Source organism: Winogradskyella psychrotolerans, assembly GCF_018860545.1.
Taxonomy (GTDB): Bacteria; Bacteroidota; Bacteroidia; order Flavobacteriales; family Flavobacteriaceae; genus Winogradskyella; species Winogradskyella psychrotolerans_A.
Window position 1 is genome coordinate 1 of the sequence record NZ_JAHKPN010000018.1, and the last position, 19323, is coordinate 19323.

A 19323-nucleotide genomic window follows, 5' to 3' on the forward strand; every position below is an offset into this window, starting at 1 on the left:
TTAGTTGCGTGGTTTAGCAACTAATTTAGCAAACTTTTACGAACCTGTGAATATTCCGAAGGAATATTCGCAAGTAGGCTCAATAAAGCAATTAATTATACACGGTGTTGTAAACAGTTTTTTTATTCCTCGTAACCAAACCAATGATTGAAGCACTTAACTTTTTCTGGTTCAATTTCCTTGAATTTATTATCAGTCAAATCTGTTTTCCACACTTTTAAAATATGGTCTTTATCAAAATATTCTTTGTCTTGGTCTTTTGCTATTCCGAATATAAATCTTTCATCAGGTTCTTCAGTTAACTTGCAATCAGTAGGTTCAGAGAAAAGTTTTGATTTATCTGCAACTAATTGAACTTCGTCCAATATTTTGAATTTCACTTTAGATGTGTTGTCTCGAATAACTTGTTCCAAAATAAGTACTTGTATACTGTCTTTTTGGATATATGATAAAGCTTTGTCAGTTCCGTCTAAAACCATTCCAACTATTTCCGTAAATTCTTTGTATTTATCCAGTTCCGTTATTTTTCGAAAAGTCAGATTTTCAGAACTATTTTTTGCGTTTAAATTGCTGTCCAATTTAGATTCCGCTTTTGAAATATCTTTTCCAAGTTCAATTTTAGAATCAGTTTTTATTTCCGATTTTTTCTTTTCGTTTTGACAACAGAATATCAAAGTCAGAATTAAAATTATTATGATTTTTTTGGTTTTCATAAATTGTTTACAACGGTTTTGTATATGAAAAGTAGCGGATTTTAAGCACTATTGTTTCAGTTTAACAATGACCTTTAATTTGTTCATTTTGTTTTGATTAAGCGATTAAACCGCTATTTTTTATATACGTTGTTAGCAACTGGCTTTTGCCAATATTAATGTCAGGTTTTAAATAATCGATTAATTCACTAAATGAAATTTTGATAACTTCTTTTTTTAAATAGTTTGCTCTTTCTAATTCCGCTTTTACCCAATTTGATTGATAAACCTGCTCAGTTTCTATTAATACAATTTGGTCAGCCGATTCTAATTCCTCAAAAACTCTTTCTTGTTTATTTAACGAATCATTATGAATTAAATCGATGTAAACATTTTCAAATTCAGATAATTCATTATCAAGTCGAGTTAATAATTCTTTATTTATCTTTCTATCCCTTGTTGTATAGCTAACAAATATTTTCATCCTATTACTCCAGTTTTAAATAGTATTAGTGCTAAAGTATTAAGCGCAAAAAAGATTTGATATATTCTTACAGAAGAATTTTTGAATGCTCTTTTCCATCTATTTGATTCAGTTCTATTATCGGGTAATGTATACTCATCTACATCAAAATTCTCTTCATCAGATTCATCTTCGGTATTGTTTTCTCTTAACTTAATAAATCTTTCATCCATTTTAGAACGTAATTTTTCTTGATAGAAATATGTAAATCCGTCTAAATACCAAAAAGTTATAGTTAGAACATAAATTGTGATGAATAATGAAAAGTCAAGTTTTGAATCTGCTAATTTAATTATAGCTGGAATGGCAATTCCAATTAGTATAATAAACATTTTTTTTAGTTCAATACTAGCAGAGCTAAATCTTGATGTAGCAGAATGTAATTGATCAATAATAACCCAATCAACCTCGTCTTCAAATGATTTTTTATATTCCTTCTTAGCCATATTTAATATTGTGTATAACCTTGAACAGTAATAGTTTTTAATATTTCTATTCCTTCTGGAAGCTTTTTCTCATTTTGCAGATACATTAGGTTCAATAGATATTCGTGTGCTTTATTTGTCACTAAACAAAGCATTATTTCCCATTCGCCTAAATTTTCAATTCTAATTCCAGACCTTGATATCTTTTTGTTTATTTTATCAATGTGAAGAGATTGTTGCTTACCTAAGAAATAATAATTTCCACTGTGTCTCCCAATAATCCATAATTTATAATCCTCTGGAAGTTCTGTATATGTTGCGTCAAATATAAATTCTCTTCTGACTACTATTCTCGTACTATCTTTAGGTCTTACTATTTCAAAATTTCCAGAATATGTTTTTGAAGCATTTTCTAAGTATTTTGTTTCAATAGCATCAATTTTATATCCGTTTTCGCAAGTTTTATACAAACCGAGTGAGGAAATCAAAATGGCTATAATTGGAAGTATATTTTTAATTGTCTTCATTAGTTTCTTCAGCTTGTTGCTAACGGTTGTGTATATGAAAAGTAGCGCTGAAAATAAGCGTTATCTATTCGGATGAAACACAAGCCGAATTTTTAAATTTTACTATTTATTTTATTTTTGGGAAATCGTCAAATTTAAAAATTTGGCGACTTACTAAAAATGCCCGAACCTTTGTGTTAGCAACGACTCGCGCTATTTTTTATATACGTTGTTAGCCACTGGCTTTTTTCTTCAGTTTGACTATTAAGTTTTCTTTCTAAAAAGTGAACTAACTCGTTAAAAGGAATTTTTATTATTTCTTTTTTCAGATGCTTTGCTCTTTCTAATTCTACTTTAACCCAATTAGATTCATAGACACTTTCTGTTTCAATTAATATGATTTGGTCAGCAGATTCTAATTCTTCAAAAACTCTTTTTTGCTTATTTACTGAATCATTATGTATTAAATCGATATAAACATTTTCAAATTCAGAAAGCTCATTGTAGACCTGTATTAACAAGTCTTTCGTGATATTTTTATCCTTTGTAGTATAGCTTATAAAAAATTTCATTCGATAATTTTCATTAGATAAAGAATAAAACCAATTGAATTAAGAATAAAGAAAATATGATATAATCTTACCGATGAATCCTTAAATGCACGCCACCATCTATTTGATTCCGTTCTGTCATCAGGTAAAGTATATTCATCAACTTCTGTATTTTCATTTTCTAAATCAGTATCTGTATTATTTTCCTTTAATTTTTCAAACCTCTCATCCATTTTTGCCCTTAATTTTTCTTGATAGAAATATGTAAAACTATCTAAATACCAAAAGGCAATGGTTAAAACATAAACAGTAATAAATAATGATAAATCAAGTTTAGAATCTGTTAATTTAATTAGTGCTGGTACAGAAATCCCAATTAAAATAATAAACATTTTTTTTAGCTCAATACTTGCATTACTAAATCTTGATGTTGCAGATTGAAGCTGGTCAATTATTTTCCAATCAACTTCGTCTTCAAATGATTTTTTATATTCAGTTCGTCCCATTTATATTGGTTTTTCAGCTTGTGGCTAACTCGTTATATAATCATAAATATACACTTTATCCAGTATTATTTTGGGGAAATCCGTATCTTTTATTACAACTAAATCATTAAGCCTAAGAAGGCAGCGCATGGAATAGTCTTCATTTAATTGTATAAAAAAGCCACTCTACATTGCTGTAAAATGGCTTTAAGATTCAGGGCGTCTTCAACTAATGCCATCCACCTCCTAAGGCTTGGTATATTTTTACGTTGGCCAAGAATTGGTCTCTTTTAGTTTCAATTATTTCGATTTTAGAATCTAAAGCTTCACGTTGCGTTAATAAAACTTCGGTATATTCTGCTCTTGCAGATTTAAAAAGCTTAATAGATAAATCAATGGCTTCTGTCATAGCGTCTACTTGTTTGGCTTTTAAATCATAATTCGCTTTTAATTTATTAATGTTAGACATTGTATTGGCAACCTCAATATAGCCGTTTAAAATAGCTTTTTCATATTCAAAAACAGCTTGGAGTTGTCGGCTATTGGCATTTTTGTATTCCGCTTTTATAGCATTTCTATTAATTAAAGGACCTACAACGTCACCAACTAATGAATATAACAGCGATTCTGGCATATGCGTTAAGTATTTAGTTTTGAACGCTTGCAAGCCTATGCCAGCTTTAATACCTATAGAAGGATAGAAGTTAGCGCGCGCTATTTTCACATTCAATTTTGAAGCTTCCAATTCGTATTCGGCCTGTTTTATATCTGGTCTATTCGCCAAAAGCTGAGACGGAATACCGGCTTGAATGCTATGAATTGGTTGTTCTATAAAATCATCAGAATCTCTATCAATGGTTTGTGGATAACGCCCTAATAGGAAATTGATTTTATTCTCTGTTTCAACAATACGCTGAGCAATTTCAAATTTATTACTTTGATTTTTAAAGACTTCAGCTTCAAAACGTCTTACGGCTAACTGAGTAGCTCTCGCAGCTTGTTTTTGAAGTTTTACCATTTCTAAAGCATTCTTTTGAATCTCTAAATTCTGCTCAATAATATTTAATTGATTATCTAGAGCCAAAAGCTCGTAATACGAATTTGCAATTTCGGAAACTATAGTGGTGACCATAAAGTTTTTACCTTCTATGGTGCTTAGATATTCTAAAACAGCGGCTTTTTTGCCATTGCGTAATTGTTTCCAAACATCGAGCTCCCAAGAAACATCTAAACCAATAGAAAAATCGGTTAAAGGTTCTGGGAATTCTTCTCCGTCACGAACGTCTAAATTATGTTCTATAGCTCCATTTCTAGTGTATTCACCAACTTTTTCAACTTCCGCACCTGCATACGCATTTACAAAAGGTAAATACTCTCCTTTTCTCACTTGAATCTCGTTATTAGCCATGGCAATTTGCTGTAACATAATATTGAGCTCTTGATTGTTAGCTAATGCTGTATCTATCAATGCGACTAATTTTGGATCTGAAAAGAAGGCTTTCCACGGAACGGTAGCACTATTAGCTGAATCAGTGATTTTATCTTGGTAGTGCTCAGGCACTGCTACGTTGGCTTCTCTTACAGCCTTTTGGGTAGGTGCACAAGCGCATAGTAATAGTAAGGTGAGCACACCAATAAGGTGCGATTTTCTAATCTTTTTTATCTTATTCATCGTTGTTATTTTTACGAAGTTTTTTCAATAGTTTTGTGAGTTTGCTAATCTTTTCAGCATTGGCTTTACTTTGATCTTTACTTTCACTTATGCGCATCATTTCTTCAGAAACAGGTTCGCTAGCCTCATCTTTAATCAGGCTTTTGCCATCGGCCATTTTTGCAAAAACATAGTAAAGTCCTGGAATTATTAGAACTCCACCTAAAGTACCAATCAACATGCCTCCTAAGGCCGAACCACCAATGGTTCTATTACCAATAGCACCTGCTCCCGAGGCTACAACTAATGGAATTAATCCGGCAATAAAAGCAAATGAGGTCATTAAAATTGGTCTAAATCGGGCTCTCGAGCCTTCAATAGCGGCTTCTAAAATGCTAGCGCCTTGCCTGCGTTTTTGAACGGCGAATTCTACGATTAATACGGCATTTTTACCCAATAAACCAACCAGCATAATAACACCAATTTGCGCGTAGACATCATTGGCTAATCCCATAGCCTTAAGTAAAATAAATGAACCAAATACACCCACAGGTAGGGATAGGATAACAGCAAAAGGTAATAGGAAACTTTCATATTGCGCTGCCAAAACAAAGTACACAAATATCAATACGACGATAAAAATGTAAATGGATTCATTCCCTCTTTGGGCTTCATCAAAACTCAACCCTTCCCAAGCGATATCGTAACCTCTAGGTAATTGTGTGGCTGCCACTTCTTGTATCGCTTTAATCGCATCATCACTAGTAAAACCTGGTGCTGGTAGGCCTCTAATAGATGCCGAATTGTAAAGATTATAACGTGTAATTTCGTTAGGTCCTAATTTTTTTTCAATACTCATAAAAGCAGAGTAGGGCACCATTTCACCTTCTTCATTTTTTACAAATAGTTTTTCTAAATCAGTTGGAAGTCTTCTGTACTCTGGCGCAGCTTGCGTATATACTTTAAAGAAGCGGCCAAAACGAATAAACCCTTGCTCATACGTACTACCAATTAAAATATTAAGGTTTTCCATGGCTGTACCAATAGTCACGCCTTTTTGCATCGCAATTTTATTATTTATTTTTAACTCATATTGCGGATAGTTAGCAGAGAAGAAAGTGAATAAGCCGGTCAGCTCTTCACGTTCCGATAAGGCTTTCATAAAGTCATTATTTACACTCTCAAAATGATGGTAATCGGTTGAGTTTGTTTTATCTAATAAACGCATGGCAAATCCACCTGAAGATCCAAAACCTGGTACTGCTGGAGGTTCAAAGTATTCTATTACGGCTCCTAAGTTTTTAGTTTCTTCTTCTAGAGCTTCCATGATTTCATGAACGGAATGCTCGCGTTCAGACCAAGGTTTAAGGTTAATTAAACAAGTTCCAGCATTAGACCCACGACCTTCAGTCATAATTTCATAACCTGCTAAAGAGGATACCGATTCTACACCGTCCATTTCCTCACAGATTTTTTGAAGATTTTTAGCTACTTCATTGGTACGCTCTAAAGTTGCGCCAGGCGGTGTTTGAATAATGGCATAAATCATTCCTTGGTCTTCGTTAGGAATAAATCCGGCTGGTAACACTTCATTTGTAAAGAAAATTCCAACACAGAAGGCTACTAATATACCGAAGGTGATAAAGCGTCTTGCTACGATTTTATTTAAAACCTTAACGTAACGTCCTGTAAGTTTTTCAAAACCACCGTTAAACCAATCAATAAAGCGATCTAATGGTGAGGTTCGCTTTTTACCATGGTTATTTTTTAATAACATGGCACAAAGCACCGGAGTCAAAGTCAAGGCAACAATAGCAGAAATAACTATTGAACCAGCCATGGTAATAGAGAATTGTCGGTAGAATACACCAACAGGACCCGTCATAAACGAAATAGGAATAAATACAGAAACCATTACTAAGGTAATAGCGACAATAGCACCACCAATTTCACCTAAAACTTCATAGGAAGCTTTGTAGGGAGTGAGGTGTTCTTCGTGCATTTTTACGTGGACCGCTTCTACGACGACTATGGCATTATCTACCACAATACCAATGGCTAATACTAAAGCAAAAAGCGTAATTAAGTTAATGGATAACCCAAACATCTGCATTACAAAAAAAGCCCCTATTAAAGAAACCGGAACCGCTATAATTGGAATTAACGTAGACCGCCAATCTCCTAAAAATAGAAATACCACAATAGCAACAAGAATAAAGGCATCTCTTAAGGTGTGAATCACCTGATCTATGGAGGCATCTAAGAAATTGGAAACGTCATAACTAATTTGAAAATCGACTCCTGGTGGTAAATCCACGTCAAGCTCATCGAGTTTTTCTTTTACAGCGTCAATAACATCACTACCGTTACTACCAAAGGTTTGCTTTAGTACAATAGAAGCTGAAGGTTTTCCATCTAAATTGGAATAAATATCAAAAAACTCACTTCCTAATTTCACATCAGCAATATCAGCAAGGGTTACGATTTGACCTTCTTTATTGGCTTTAACAATAATTTCTTCGTACTGTTCGGGTTCATTGTAACGGTTTTGATATGTTAGCACATACTCTAAGGATTGTGAGGTTTGGCCAGAACTTCGACCCAAACGACCAGGACGAGCCAAAATACTTTGGTCTTCCATAGCTTCTAGTACTTCTTCTGCAGAAATATTGTAAGCACGCATACGATCTGGTTTCAACCACACACGCATGGCAAATTTTCGACTTCCTAAGATTTTTGCACTAGCAATACCTTTAATACGCTGTATTTCAGGGATGATTTTGGTGTAGGCATAATTGTATAGGAACTTTTCATCGTTATCCTTATTTTCACTAGAAAGGTTCACGTACATTAACATACTGGGCTGTACAGGTGTAATAATAACACCTTCACGTTGCACTAGCTCGGGAAGCAGTGGCATTACCTGATCGACTCTCGTTTTGACTCTAACAACGGCTTCGTTAGGATCGGTTCCTGGTTCAAAAATAACACGTAAAGTTCCTTCACCTGCACTAGTGGCATCTGAAGCAATGTAACGCATATCTTGTACACCATTGATGGCTGTTTCTAGCGGAATTAATGTGGAATTCACCAATACATCGGCACTTGAACCTGGATAGGCAATAAAAATATTGACTGTGGTTGGTGCAATTTGTGGGAATTGTGATATAGGTAATTGCTTTATAGCTAAACCACCTATAAATATGATAATCACCGAAATGACAATAGCCAAGACGGGTCTTTTTATAAACTTTTTAAACATAATGTCTGTGGATTAGTTAGCGTTACTCAGCGTAAAGCTCTAGATTAGATAATACAGTAACAGGATCTACAGATTTTGTGTGAATTTCCTCTTGGTCTCTTACCATTTTTATACCTTCAAGAAGTATAGTTTCGGTTTCAGATAGCCCTTTGTCTACGATAAATAAGTGCGGTAATTCGGCTCCAATAGTGATTTCGCGTTGGTGTACAACGTGGTGATCATCGACAACAAAAACGTAGGTTTTGTCTAAGATCTCAAATGTGGCTTTTTGGGGTACAATTACAACATCCTTAAAAGGGATAGTCATTAAAATACTTCCGGTTTCACCATGTCTTAAGATACCATCAGGATTAGGAAACGTAGCTCTAAACGCTATATTTCCTGTTTCGCTATCAAATTCTCCTTCAATGGTTTCTACAATACCTTTTTGATTAAAACGTTTGTTATTAGCCATTAAAAGGGCAACATTTTTATTGTTCCTTTTAGCTTCGCTGGTAATATAATCGAGATATTCAGCTTCTGGAACATTGAAATACACCCACATTTCACTGTTGTCTGAGAGTGTTGTTAAAAGTTCGCCTTCATCTAAAAGACTACCTTCTCTGGCCTCTAAATGGTTAATGATACCATTGAAAGGGGCTTTAATACTTGTAAATCCTAAGTGGGTTTGTGCTAAAGACACTTCGGCATTGGCTTTTTCTAAGTTAGCTTGTGCCATGGCCAATTCATTTGGAGATACGACGTTACCATCTGCTAATAATTGCGTATTGGCAAGCTCTATTTGTGCGACCTTTGATTCGGCTTTAGCCTTGTTGAGTTCTGCTTGATAAATGTTAGGCATTATCTGAAATAAGGGTTGGCCTTTCTTAACATGTTGCCCTTCATCTATAGAGATATTTTTTAAATAACCTTTTTCTAAAGCGCGTAGTTCGATATGTCTTATGGAGTGAATTTGACTCACATAATCCTTAACAATTGTGGTATCCTTTTTTATAGGGTTAGTGACGAGAAATGTGGATTCTTCGTGTTTTTCTTCTTTGTGTTCTTCACAGCTCGCTAGAGTAATACACATACATAGGCCTGTGAAAATGGTGATTTTCTTAATGGTGTTCACTTGTAAAATGATTTTATAAAATGATATAATTAATTGGTCAAACCCATTGGGAATAGGGAATGCCATTCTTTAGAGTTTTGGTCGAAACTCTAAACCTTTAAATTAGAAACAGACGGACTGTAATTGTTAGTCTGTTTAAAGGTGATCAAATTATAAAAACTTGGAATTGTATATGAAGCCTCAGACTGGGCTTTTTTACGACATTTTCTGGTCGATAAAGGTTTTTTTGTAACTGCTTAGAAGACTGTTCAAAAAGCAGAGCATTACTAAAGGCTGTTTTAAAGTAGTCTTTGTAATATTGTTTTTTAGCAGAGGCTTCTTCGTCTTCGACGTTATTGCTTTCAATGATTTCAACATTTCGTCTGTTGTCTGTACTCTTATGATGTGGAACAAAAGTTGCACCACTTGATTTCTTTGTGTAATTAAGAGAGACACTGCAATGGTGTGTTGTGAGTGTATTTATTGAATTAGCAACAGCTTCACTCGCATGTATCTTAGCGAATGTGCTTAGTAATAAAACAAATATTAAAGAAAGATATTTATTGAAAGTCTTTTTCATTTCAGGGTTCAAAACTAGACCATAAGATTTACATTACCAAAAACCAACATCTTAAATTTCAATATTTAAATGATAAATATTTCTTAAAAACAACTTTTAAGCGCTGAAGACTTGTTCTTTTACTTGTTGAAAATAAAGGATTTAGGGTCCTGAATTTTTAGAACAGAAATCATACTAACCTTTTATGATTTCGCTATATTCATAAAAGAATGCTTCGAGTAAACTCATGTTATCATTAAAGAAAGTCATAACTTCTCTCCAAGTATTTTTATTATGAATAGATACTTTTTGTTCTAATGGTAAATAAATTCGAGAAATTTCCTTTCCGTTGTCGAGTAGGTATTCTTCTTCAAAAATAATATCAGGTAGAAATTCATTCTGCAAAATACCTTTGAGGGCTGTAAGTTTTTCCCAATATTTAATACGACTCTCCAGATCGTCTTCAATGTCTAGGGCGATTAAAGCCGACTTGGTATCAAAGTGAAATTTAAACGAAAAGCCTTTTATTTTGGTATCGTACAACAACCATTTTCTAGGAAATGATTTTCCGAAACTGGTCCAGAACTCTTGTCGTAATAGTCGGCTTTCTTCTTTTGAGAACATTTTAAATAGAATATGCGATTAATATACCCAAACAAATGGCTACCAACTTAGATAAATTAAATTTATGACCTTCACCAGATTCAAATAAAATGGTGGTAGAAATATGTAGAAAGATACCTATTACAAACGCATTAATGACATCGACGTACGTTGCCATAAAGCTAGAATGATTAGAAATAAAAGTACCTAAAGGTGTCATCGTTGCAAAAACAACCAAGAATCCAATAATTTTTGTTTTACTATAGCTAGACTGTAACAGAAATGACGTGATTAATATAGCAATAGGGATTTTATGAATTAAAACTCCATACACCATATCGTTGTGCTGGTGAATAGGAAAACCTTCTAAAAAGCTGTGAATACAAAGACTTATAAAAAGCAACCAAGGAAAATCGGTGTCGTCTTTATGAATATGAACATGACCATGCTCAGCTCCTTTAGAAAAGAACTCTAAAATAATTTGAAGCAAAATACCGCACATAATATACAATCCTGTGAGTTTTGCGTCAATATGATGATAGACTTCTGGTAATAAATCAAAAAGTGTTAAGGCTAATAAAAAAGCTCCACTAAACGATAAAAGCAATTTAGTGTATATAGACTTTTGCTTTTTGGTAAGTAAAGCAATCAAAATACCTATAACAACGGCAAGTAATGGTAATAAATAACTATTCATTCCGTTTATTTAAAAATCATAATCATGCGTTCCGATGATTTAGCATGATATTTATGTAATTTATAATCTCCAAATACATCTAACAAATACACTCCTGCTTTTTCAAAAAGGGTTTCAAAATCTTGTAATGTAAATGCTTTTACACGTTCTTGAAATTCAAAATGCTCTCCATCGGCATCAAAACTAATATCCTTTATAATGTAACCGTCTTTCACAGATCGCTTTTGGTGAAAATCGATGCCTTCAACTGTTTTTATATCTTCGGCAATTAAATTATCAATCACGTGATTGGTGTTCATGAAGTCAATAACTCCAAATCCAAATTCATTTAATTCTAATTGAATTGATTTAATCGTTTCAAGATTACAATTTTCATCTTCAAAATAGCCAAAACTAGTAAAGAGATTAAATACGGCGTCAAAGGTATCAGGATAAGGTTTACTCATATCGTGCACATCAAACCGTAGTGTTTCATTTTCAAACTGTTTAGCATGTGTAATACTCTGTTCCGATAAATCAGCTCCAGTAACATGGTATCCTAAAGAGTTTAAATACACGGAATGCCTTCCTTTGCCACAGGCTAAATCTAAAATTTTACCATGTTCAGGAAGGTTAAGGTAATTGGTGAGATTATCCATGAAATTTTGAGCTTCAGTATAATCTCTGTCTTTATATAAAATGTGGTAGTAGGGTGTGTCAAACCACGATGCGTACCATTGTTTAGTTGATTTAGTCATAATTATCTCCTATGTAAATGGGAGTCTATTTAATTAAAATAATGTGTTGCCATTACGAGTACGATGCGTTTTGTTACCTCATTATTTATATAACGAAGCACTGCAACGTGGCTTCAAAATTTTGTAATGACGCCTCCTATTGAAATTTTAGGATGCCATGCTGCAAAAATACTGTATTTTTGCAATCTATTTGACGGAACTTATGGACAATAATTACAAGATGTTAGCCAAAACTTTATTTGGCTTCGAAGATATATTAGCAAAAGAACTCACTCAACTTGGAGCCATGAAAGTGGAGAAAGGGATACGTAATGTGAGTTTTGAAGGTGATAAAGGGTTTATGTACAAAGCCAATCTTGGACTTAGAACGGCAATAAAAATACTAAAACCGATTCATTCGTTTAGGGTGAATAAAGAAGAGGATCTTTACAAAAATGTAAAGAATATGAAATGGGAATCGTATTTAAAATCTACAGGGTCTTTGGCTGTTGATGCCACTGTTCATAATAGTGTATTTACGCATTCACTCTATACTGCTTTAAAAACGAAAGATGCCATTGTAGACCGTTTTAGAGATATTGATGGCACACGTCCGGATGTAGATTTACGTTTTCCAGATTTAAAAATTAACGTGCACATAGACCGTCAACGTTGTACAATTTCACTTGATACTTCTGGTGAATCACTACACAGACGTGGTTATAAAACAGCAACAAATATTGCACCTATAAATGAAGTTTTAGCTGCCGGATTAATTATGATGAGTGGTTGGGATGGACAATCGGATTTTATGGATCCTATGTGTGGTTCAGGAACCATGTTGGCAGAAGCTGCAATGATTGCTTGTAATATTCCTCCAAACCTAATGCGTAAGGAATTTGCCTTTGAGCGATGGGAAGATTGGGATGTGGATTTATTTGAAAAAATTGAAGAATCCCTATTAAAGAAAACCCGCGATTTCCATCATAAAATTATTGGGTACGATAAATCACCTTCGGCAGTGGTTAAAGCCAAAGAAAATATTAAGAATGCGCATTTAGATGAATTTATTCATATTCAGCATGAAGATTTCTTTAAAACGCAAAAATCGGGTCATGACAAATTACACATGGTTTTTAATCCTCCATATGGCGAGCGTTTAGAAAATTTAAATGTGGAAGAATTTTACGGTAATATTGGAACCACTTTAAAACATGGTTATCCTGGTACTAATGCGTGGTTAGTTACTTCTAATCTTGAAGCTTTAAAATCAGTCGGACTTAGACCATCTCGAAAAATAAAAGTCTTTAACGCAAAACTTGAAGCGAGATTAGTGAAGTACGAAATGTATGAAGGTAGTAAGAAGACGCATAAGCGGTAGGTAGTGTTCAGTGATCAGTGTTCAGTGATCAGTGATCAGTTGGTGGTGTTCAGTGATTAGTTAGCAGTTTTGGTATTGCATTGGTTATTCATCGTGAGTTATTTGTGTCTCTATGATGTAGTTTTTAGTTACAGTCACAATAATTATTTTAAACTGAACTTTGCGTCTTTATGAGATTATCTTAGCGCTCCAGGTTTTCCAACTGTACATTATAATCGTACTGTAAATCTTCATGTAACACTTTAATCTTTTTCTTAATAGATAGAACCTGACGTTCATAAAGATTACTCAAGGTTACATTTCTATGAATGGATGGTTTTAATTCGTTCATCTGCTCACAAAAATAGAGTAGGAGTTCCACTTCTGTGGTTTTCTTTAAAGAATAGCGACTGTACACACGAATTTCTCTTAGGATCTTCCGAATCGTTTTCTTCATGTAGAAATAACTATCCGTATTAATACCTTCAAACAAAACGTCTAAGCTCGATTTTACACTGGTGATATAACCATCTTCATCATGAGATTCAAATAACAAATAGGTGAGTAGTGCTTTGTTTTCCTTTTTGAATTTACCTAAGCGTAAACACAATGCTAATAGCTCTTCTTGAGAAAGGTGTGCTAATTCCTTTTTTATAGTAACGATAGATTCAATCTTCATGCTCTAAATTTAAGGCTTTTCATTTAGTTATAAATAAAACCTTATCTAAAACTAAAAGCAGTTAATTATAGATTATAATTAGCTGCTTTAATATTGCTTAAATAAAATTTATATTTATCTCAATTTCGGATAATCCGAAGGACTCACTTCATGCATAACCTCGTAAATTGCTTCAAAAATATCCTCTGCAGATGGTTTTGAGAAGTAATCACCATCAGTACCATAAGCTGGTCTATGTGGTTGTGCAGCTAATGTTTTTGGTGTACTGTCTAAATACTGAAATGCATTTTGTGTATTTAGAATTTCATTGAGTATATAAGCAGAAGCGCCTCCTTTAACATCTTCATCAATCACCATAACGCGATTCGTTTTGGCAATACTTTTTACGATATCATGATTTAGATCAAAAGGTAATAGTGATTGTACATCAATAATTTCGGCATCAATACCAACCACTTGTAATTCTTTGGCTGCTTTTTCTACTAAACGCAATGTTGAGCCATACGATACTAAGGTAATATCTTCACCTTCTCTAATGGTTTCTACAACTCCAATTGGTGTTTTAAATTCACCGATATTATTGGGTAATTTTTCTTTTAATCGGTAGCCGTTTAAACATTCTACAACTAAAGCAGGTTCGTCGCTATCTAATAGCGTATTATAAAAACCGGCAGCTTTAGTCATATTCCTAGGCACTAAGACATGAATTCCTCTAATTAAATTCAATACACCTCCCATTTGTGAACCAGAATGCCATATGCCTTCTAATCTGTGGCCACGCGTTCTAACAATTAAAGGTGCTTTTTGGCGTCCTTTTGTTCGGTATTGAACTGTAGCTAAATCATCACTCATGATCTGAAGTGCGTACATAATGTAATCCAAATACTGAATTTCAGCAATAGGTCGTAATCCACGCATCGCCATTCCTATACCTTGACCAATTATAGTAGCTTCTCTAATCCCAGTATCTGAAACTCGAAGTTCGCCATGCTTTTCCTGAAGTCCTTCTAAACCTTGATTCACATCTCCGATATAACCAGCATCTTCACCAAAAATTAAAGCTTCTGGATAGTTTGTGAACAGCGCATCAAAATTTTCGCGTAATACCACTCGTCCATCCACATCTTCCGCATTAGCATCGTAGGTTGGAAGGATTTCTTTTTGGTTTAAAACACTTTGTTTGGATTCGCTATACAAATGCGAACTGTATTTTGGTTGAATGGTGTCTATGTAATTTGTAATCCAATTTTGAAGTGCCGTTTTTTCTGAAGATGATTCAGAAACAACATAGCGCAATGCTTTTCTAGTGGCTGTAAGTATATTTCGTCTCAGTGGTTCGTCAAACCCTTCTAATTCGTTTTTTAGTTTCGTGATAAAAACACCATTAGGACTAGATGCTGCTAATTGCTCAAGTAAATGAAGTGCTTCTTTACGCTCTGCTATAATAGGATTAATACATGCTGCCCAAGCTGCTTTTTTACCTTCTCTGACTTCCTTTTTAATGGTGCGCTCTAAAGCTGTTAATTCTTCGTCTGTGGCAATATTATTTTCTGTAATCCAAAGACGCATTTGTGCATTACAATCGTATTCTGCTTCCCATTTTAAACGGTCTTTGTTTTTGTAACGCTCATGTGAGCCAGAAGTGGAATGCCCTTGAGGCTGTGTGAGTTCTTGTACATGAATCATTACTGGGACATGTTCATTTCTAGAAATTTTAGCTGCACGTTGGTACGTATCCATTAATTCTGGATAATTCCAACCATCTACTCTAAAAATTTCATAGCCTTTATCGTCTTCGTTTCGCTGAAAACCTTTTAATATTTCAGAAATGTTTTCTTTTGTTGTTTGATGCTTCGCATGTACAGAGATACCATATTGATCATCCCAAATACTAATAACCATTGGTACTTGTAAAACACCGGCTGCATTTATAGTTTCAAAAAACAAGCCTTCACTTGTACTTGCATTTCCAATAGTTCCCCAAGCAATTTCATTTCCTTCTTTAGAAAATTTGGTGGTATCAATACCGTCAACTTGTCTATAGATTTTAGAGGCTTGGGCTAAACCTAAAAGTCTTGGCATTTGCCCAGCGGTTGGAGAAATATCAGAACTGGAGTTTTTCTGTTCTGTAAGGTTATTCCACTGACCATTTTCATCTAAACTATGCGTTGCAAAATGCCCTCCCATTTGACGACCAGCAGACATAGGCTCTTCCTTAATATCTGTATTAGCATAGAGCCCTGCGAAAAATTGCTCAATAGTAAGTTCGCCTATGGCCATCATAAAGGTTTGATCTCTGTAATAACCAGATCTAAAATCACCATCTCTAAATGCTTTTGCCCAAGCAATTTGTGGAATTTCTTTACCATCACCAAAAATGCCAAACTTAGCTTTTCCGGTTAAAACTTCCCTACGACCAAGTAAACTACACTCTCTGCTTGTGACAGCAAGTTTGTAATCGTTTAAAACTTCCGTTTTAAAATCCTCAAATGTAATCTCTGTTTTGGTATTGGGAATCGTCTTCATGTACTCACTTTTTAGGTCTTGCGAAAGTACAAAAAATTAACATTTAAAACAAGGGAGAGTTGCGTTATAATATTGTGTTATTCTTAGTGAAATTGCGTTTTTCATAAGAATATTTCAAATTAATCGATAATTTTAACTTTTCAGTAAGAATCTGTTAATACCATTTTCGTCTAAACAGTCCTAATAAGACTTGCGGATCTACGGTAAACATGAAACGGATGCTTTGGTCGTAATTGGGTTGCCCAACCTCCCAACCAAGGTTTGAATAAATTGGAAAATAGATTTCAAAATAATCTTCAACAAGGTTTAGACGTATGCCAGAATCATACACAAACTTTGCGTTCCTGAACTTATTTTTTACCAAACCAACATCTCCATAAGCTTGAATATAGCGCCAAATTGAGGTGCTAAAGTTAGCCGTTGTCATCCACTGATTCGCGAATGGAGTTTCTAGTTTTGATTTAAATCCTCCTTCGGCAATTATGATTTGCTGACTAAATAAGCCTGATGCTTCTGAACGTCCTAAATAATTAAAGTCGAATAAGTAATCTGTTGGTCGGTCTAAGGCGAAACTAAAATAATTAGAATTAGGATCAGATTTGTTATCTAAGAACACACCAGCGAAGAATCTGAAATTAATATTTCGGTTGCCTTGCGTCAGTTTCCTAAATTCATAATTAAATGATATTTTACTAAATTTATCTGCAATCTGAATATCAGTATATAATTTTGAATAATTAATGACACCAGGATTAAAATGGGTGTATCTTAAATTAAAAACACCGTAATCTGGTTCGTCTAAAATAACTGTTGCATCCTCTCCAAGTTCTCTCGAAATACTGACATACCTTGCTAAAATTTGATCCGTTTGAGACGATCGAAAATTAGAATTGTCTCTAAAACCAAAACTAAGTGAAGGCCTAATGGTTGTGAAAAAGGCATCATTTGCAAAGGATTGGTATCCTACGTTTATACCATAGGAAATATCATAGAGGTTTTTTTCTTCAATATTATGGGTGTAATATATAGATGTGGAACCTGTTAGTGATCGTGATTTGGTAGCATATTGAGGTGAAAAACGATAATTTAAGCGCTTTCTTAAAAGTGTTTTATTATACACCTTAGTTCCTAGTGTAAGACCGTCATAGATATTATTAAACTCGACCAAAGGCATAAAGAAAATCTGATTGTAATTTGGGTCTTCAATGTCTTTAAACAGTTTAAATTGTAAAGGTTTATTATTTAGAAAAGAGCCTTCAGTGGCTTTGTAATTATCGCGCTGATTGTATTCTGGAATCACATTATTGTAATCTAATACAAAGGTATCTGTACTGTCCTTAGGTAATGTTATCGTTTTAGTGCCTTGTATATTCTCTACCCATAATTTCCCAATCACGGAATCATTTTTCAATTTAAAAAGAGAAATAGGCATGGTGTTATCACGCTTATTTTTTAAGGTCAGTTTTAATGAATCTTCTAAGGATTTAATCGATGAGATTTTAAAATCTATCTTTTTGCGAGTGCCTAAATAATCTGTGAAAAACCATTGAATATCTTTTGAGGTTTTAGCACTAATAAAGGTTTCGAAATCGGCTAAAGAAACTGATTTGAGTTGATTGGTTTGTAAGAATTCTGTAATGTTATTTGATAGATTAATATCTTCCGTAAACTGGTCTAAATAATTAAGCCCTAAACCGGCCTTGTATTTACCGGCAATGTTAGCATTAAATTTGGTTAAGGAATCTTTAGAAGTCGTTAAAGGCTGATCTCTGTTTTTTCGAGCAATTTCCATGGAATACAGATAGTACTGAAAATTGAATTTTAAATCTGCCGCATGAAACGATCGAATGCCCCAAACATCTGCTAGGGAGCCTAAAAGTTTCATGTCAGGATAATTCTCTTCTACGTAATGAATTAAATAATATACTTGTAACCCTTCATTCAACCAATGTTCTTTTCTGGGATTTAGCAATAGAATATTATCTAGATATTTTTTTAATGCCGTTTTAAGAAGTTTTAATTCGTATTGAAAATCTTCTTGAAAGGGACGGAAAAACGGTGGTAGTTGGTTCAGTCCATATAGTGGATCTTTTTGATAGTCTATTGAAGTTACCAATAATTGTTTGTGCGGATAGTTACCCAAATGTTTGGTTAAATACCTCGTAACCTTATCCGTAATTAATGCTTTGGCAGCTCCTGGAAGTCCTTTTTCTTGGATGTCTGAAACTATAATAAAGTCGTCGGTTTGAACAAAATTATATGTAGGAAATTTGCTTAACGAAAGATAGGTGTCTATACGATCGTTTCCACTTAAAACTGTGGTTTGCGTATTGTTTTCAGTATTGACGTTTGCTGAATTAAAATTGAGCTCAGAGGTTACTTTATAATTTCTTGGATGTGTAATACTAAGGGTGATATCTGATTTAGGAATAAATAAATCATTTAAGTTTTTATTACTATAATATTGCCATTCTCCGTTGTAAACCGCTGGAGTGATATACCAATATTTTAAGTCGAAATCCATAGCTTTAGAGACTCCATAACTCGTAAATTCAGCATCAGGAATAATGAGCTGATAATTAAGGTTAAGGGTGTAGGATTCACCAGCTTGCAGTGGGGTTTCTAAATCAACTTTAATAACATCGGGATGTGCTTCTAGACGATTAAATTTTAAAGTAGATGCTGTCTCGTCTTTAATGGTAGTTATAACAGTATAACCACGTTCTTCTTTCTTTGCTAAATGAAATTTGGTACTGAATTCTTCCTCAAAACGTTGGGCTAATGGAGTCGATTTTGTAGAATAACTATGGTTCCAGTCATTAAGGTAAACACTAGATAATATATCATTTGTTTCGTTCTTATAAACAATAGTTTGTGTTACGGAAATAGTTTTGGTTTCTACGTGAACATCTGCAGCAATAGCCATCGTGTTTTGAGCTGTGATAGTGTAGCTAAGAACAGCGATGAGAACAGTTATGAGAAATTGCTTTTTCAA

The 19323-nt window shown here is 33.9% G+C and carries 17 protein-coding genes; 1 reads left to right on the plus strand and 16 read right to left on the minus strand.

Going from position 1 to position 19323, the window contains the following annotated elements; genetic code table 11:
- Positions 1 to 122: 122 nt before the first annotated feature.
- The 13 genes from KO515_RS08225 to KO515_RS08285 all read right to left on the minus strand — a co-directional run bounded on the left by KO515_RS08225 (position 123) and on the right by KO515_RS08285 (position 11784).
- Positions 123 to 713 carry a hypothetical protein gene (locus KO515_RS08225; protein WP_215935906.1) on the minus strand — a complete coding sequence of 197 codons (591 nt, stop codon included), beginning with the start codon at positions 711 to 713 and terminating at the stop codon, positions 123 to 125.
- Between the two features lie 97 nt (positions 714 to 810).
- A complete protein-coding gene (locus KO515_RS08230; protein WP_215935907.1) occupies positions 811 to 1176 on the minus strand; it encodes a TIR domain-containing protein in 366 nt (121 codons plus the stop codon).
- Positions 1173 to 1661, minus strand: coding sequence for a hypothetical protein (locus KO515_RS08235; RefSeq protein WP_215935908.1), 489 nt, complete (start codon positions 1659 to 1661; stop codon positions 1173 to 1175). The genes KO515_RS08230 and KO515_RS08235 overlap by 4 nt, the downstream gene beginning before the upstream one ends.
- A gap of 2 nt (positions 1662 to 1663) precedes the next feature.
- Positions 1664 to 2167 carry a hypothetical protein gene (locus KO515_RS08240; RefSeq protein ID WP_215935909.1) on the minus strand — a complete coding sequence of 168 codons (504 nt, stop codon included), beginning with the start codon at positions 2165 to 2167 and terminating at the stop codon, positions 1664 to 1666.
- Positions 2168 to 2343: 176 nt separating this feature from the next.
- A complete protein-coding gene (locus KO515_RS08245; RefSeq protein WP_215935910.1) occupies positions 2344 to 2718 on the minus strand; it encodes a TIR domain-containing protein in 375 nt (124 codons plus the stop codon).
- On the minus strand, positions 2715 to 3203 hold the full coding sequence (locus KO515_RS08250) for a hypothetical protein (protein ID WP_215935911.1): 489 nt from the start codon (positions 3201 to 3203) through the stop codon (positions 2715 to 2717). The genes KO515_RS08245 and KO515_RS08250 overlap by 4 nt, the downstream gene beginning before the upstream one ends.
- Positions 3204 to 3411: 208 nt before the next feature.
- Positions 3412 to 4854: a TolC family protein gene (locus KO515_RS08255; protein ID WP_215935912.1), complete on the minus strand. Its 1443-nt coding sequence runs from the start codon at positions 4852 to 4854 to the stop codon at positions 3412 to 3414.
- Complete coding sequence (locus tag KO515_RS08260) at positions 4847 to 8095, minus strand: efflux RND transporter permease subunit (protein ID WP_215935913.1); 3249 nt, start codon at positions 8093 to 8095, stop codon at positions 4847 to 4849. The genes KO515_RS08255 and KO515_RS08260 overlap by 8 nt, the downstream gene beginning before the upstream one ends.
- A 22-nt stretch (positions 8096 to 8117) precedes the next feature.
- The gene (locus tag KO515_RS08265) at positions 8118 to 9200 is read right to left on the minus strand and encodes an efflux RND transporter periplasmic adaptor subunit (RefSeq protein ID WP_215936001.1); all 1083 of its coding nucleotides are present in this window, start codon (positions 9198 to 9200) and stop codon (positions 8118 to 8120) included.
- Between the two features lie 154 nt (positions 9201 to 9354).
- A complete protein-coding gene (locus KO515_RS08270; protein ID WP_215935914.1) occupies positions 9355 to 9768 on the minus strand; it encodes a hypothetical protein in 414 nt (137 codons plus the stop codon).
- Positions 9769 to 9942: 174 nt separating this feature from the next.
- Positions 9943 to 10371 (minus strand): DUF4268 domain-containing protein, encoded by a 429-nt coding sequence (locus KO515_RS08275; RefSeq protein ID WP_215935915.1) that lies wholly within the window; start codon positions 10369 to 10371, stop codon positions 9943 to 9945.
- Between the two features lies 1 nt (position 10372).
- On the minus strand, positions 10373 to 11047 hold the full coding sequence (locus KO515_RS08280; RefSeq protein WP_215935916.1) for a ZIP family metal transporter: 675 nt from the start codon (positions 11045 to 11047) through the stop codon (positions 10373 to 10375).
- Positions 11048 to 11052: 5 nt separating this feature from the next.
- Positions 11053 to 11784, minus strand: coding sequence for a class I SAM-dependent methyltransferase (locus tag KO515_RS08285; RefSeq protein ID WP_215935917.1), 732 nt, complete (start codon positions 11782 to 11784; stop codon positions 11053 to 11055).
- Between the two features lie 202 nt (positions 11785 to 11986).
- On the opposite strand from KO515_RS08285, the gene KO515_RS08290 reads away from it, so the two are divergent.
- Positions 11987 to 13144 carry a THUMP domain-containing class I SAM-dependent RNA methyltransferase gene (locus KO515_RS08290; protein WP_215935918.1) on the plus strand — a complete coding sequence of 386 codons (1158 nt, stop codon included), beginning with the start codon at positions 11987 to 11989 and terminating at the stop codon, positions 13142 to 13144.
- A 181-nt stretch (positions 13145 to 13325) separates the two neighbouring features.
- Here KO515_RS08290 and KO515_RS08295 read toward each other — a convergent pair whose 3' ends face one another.
- From KO515_RS08295 to KO515_RS08305, 3 genes are all read right to left on the minus strand, one after another.
- Positions 13326 to 13802 carry a hypothetical protein gene (locus KO515_RS08295; RefSeq protein WP_215935919.1) on the minus strand — a complete coding sequence of 159 codons (477 nt, stop codon included), beginning with the start codon at positions 13800 to 13802 and terminating at the stop codon, positions 13326 to 13328.
- A 114-nt stretch (positions 13803 to 13916) separates the two neighbouring features.
- Positions 13917 to 16328 carry an alpha-ketoacid dehydrogenase subunit alpha/beta gene (locus KO515_RS08300; RefSeq protein ID WP_215935920.1) on the minus strand — a complete coding sequence of 804 codons (2412 nt, stop codon included), beginning with the start codon at positions 16326 to 16328 and terminating at the stop codon, positions 13917 to 13919.
- A 154-nt stretch (positions 16329 to 16482) separates the two neighbouring features.
- Positions 16483 to 19323, minus strand: a complete 2841-nt coding sequence (locus KO515_RS08305; RefSeq protein ID WP_215935921.1) for a metalloprotease — start codon at positions 19321 to 19323, stop codon at positions 16483 to 16485.

Coding starts and splice junctions, on each gene's coding strand:
- KO515_RS08225 (WP_215935906.1), bottom strand. CDS start 713: ATGAAAACCAAAAAAATCATAATAATTTTAATTCTGACTTTGATATTC.
- KO515_RS08230 (WP_215935907.1), bottom strand. CDS start 1,176: ATGAAAATATTTGTTAGCTATACAACAAGGGATAGAAAGATAAATAAA.
- KO515_RS08235 (WP_215935908.1), bottom strand. CDS start 1,661: ATGGCTAAGAAGGAATATAAAAAATCATTTGAAGACGAGGTTGATTGG.
- KO515_RS08240 (WP_215935909.1), bottom strand. CDS start 2,167: ATGAAGACAATTAAAAATATACTTCCAATTATAGCCATTTTGATTTCC.
- KO515_RS08245 (WP_215935910.1), bottom strand. CDS start 2,718: ATGAAATTTTTTATAAGCTATACTACAAAGGATAAAAATATCACGAAA.
- KO515_RS08250 (WP_215935911.1), bottom strand. CDS start 3,203: ATGGGACGAACTGAATATAAAAAATCATTTGAAGACGAAGTTGATTGG.
- KO515_RS08255 (WP_215935912.1), bottom strand. CDS start 4,854: ATGAATAAGATAAAAAAGATTAGAAAATCGCACCTTATTGGTGTGCTC.
- KO515_RS08260 (WP_215935913.1), bottom strand. CDS start 8,095: ATGTTTAAAAAGTTTATAAAAAGACCCGTCTTGGCTATTGTCATTTCG.
- KO515_RS08270 (WP_215935914.1), bottom strand. CDS start 9,768: ATGAAAAAGACTTTCAATAAATATCTTTCTTTAATATTTGTTTTATTA.
- KO515_RS08275 (WP_215935915.1), bottom strand. CDS start 10,371: ATGTTCTCAAAAGAAGAAAGCCGACTATTACGACAAGAGTTCTGGACC.
- KO515_RS08280 (WP_215935916.1), bottom strand. CDS start 11,047: ATGAATAGTTATTTATTACCATTACTTGCCGTTGTTATAGGTATTTTG.
- KO515_RS08285 (WP_215935917.1), bottom strand. CDS start 11,784: ATGACTAAATCAACTAAACAATGGTACGCATCGTGGTTTGACACACCC.
- KO515_RS08290 (WP_215935918.1), top strand. CDS start 11,987: ATGGACAATAATTACAAGATGTTAGCCAAAACTTTATTTGGCTTCGAA.
- KO515_RS08295 (WP_215935919.1), bottom strand. CDS start 13,802: ATGAAGATTGAATCTATCGTTACTATAAAAAAGGAATTAGCACACCTT.
- KO515_RS08300 (WP_215935920.1), bottom strand. CDS start 16,328: ATGAAGACGATTCCCAATACCAAAACAGAGATTACATTTGAGGATTTT.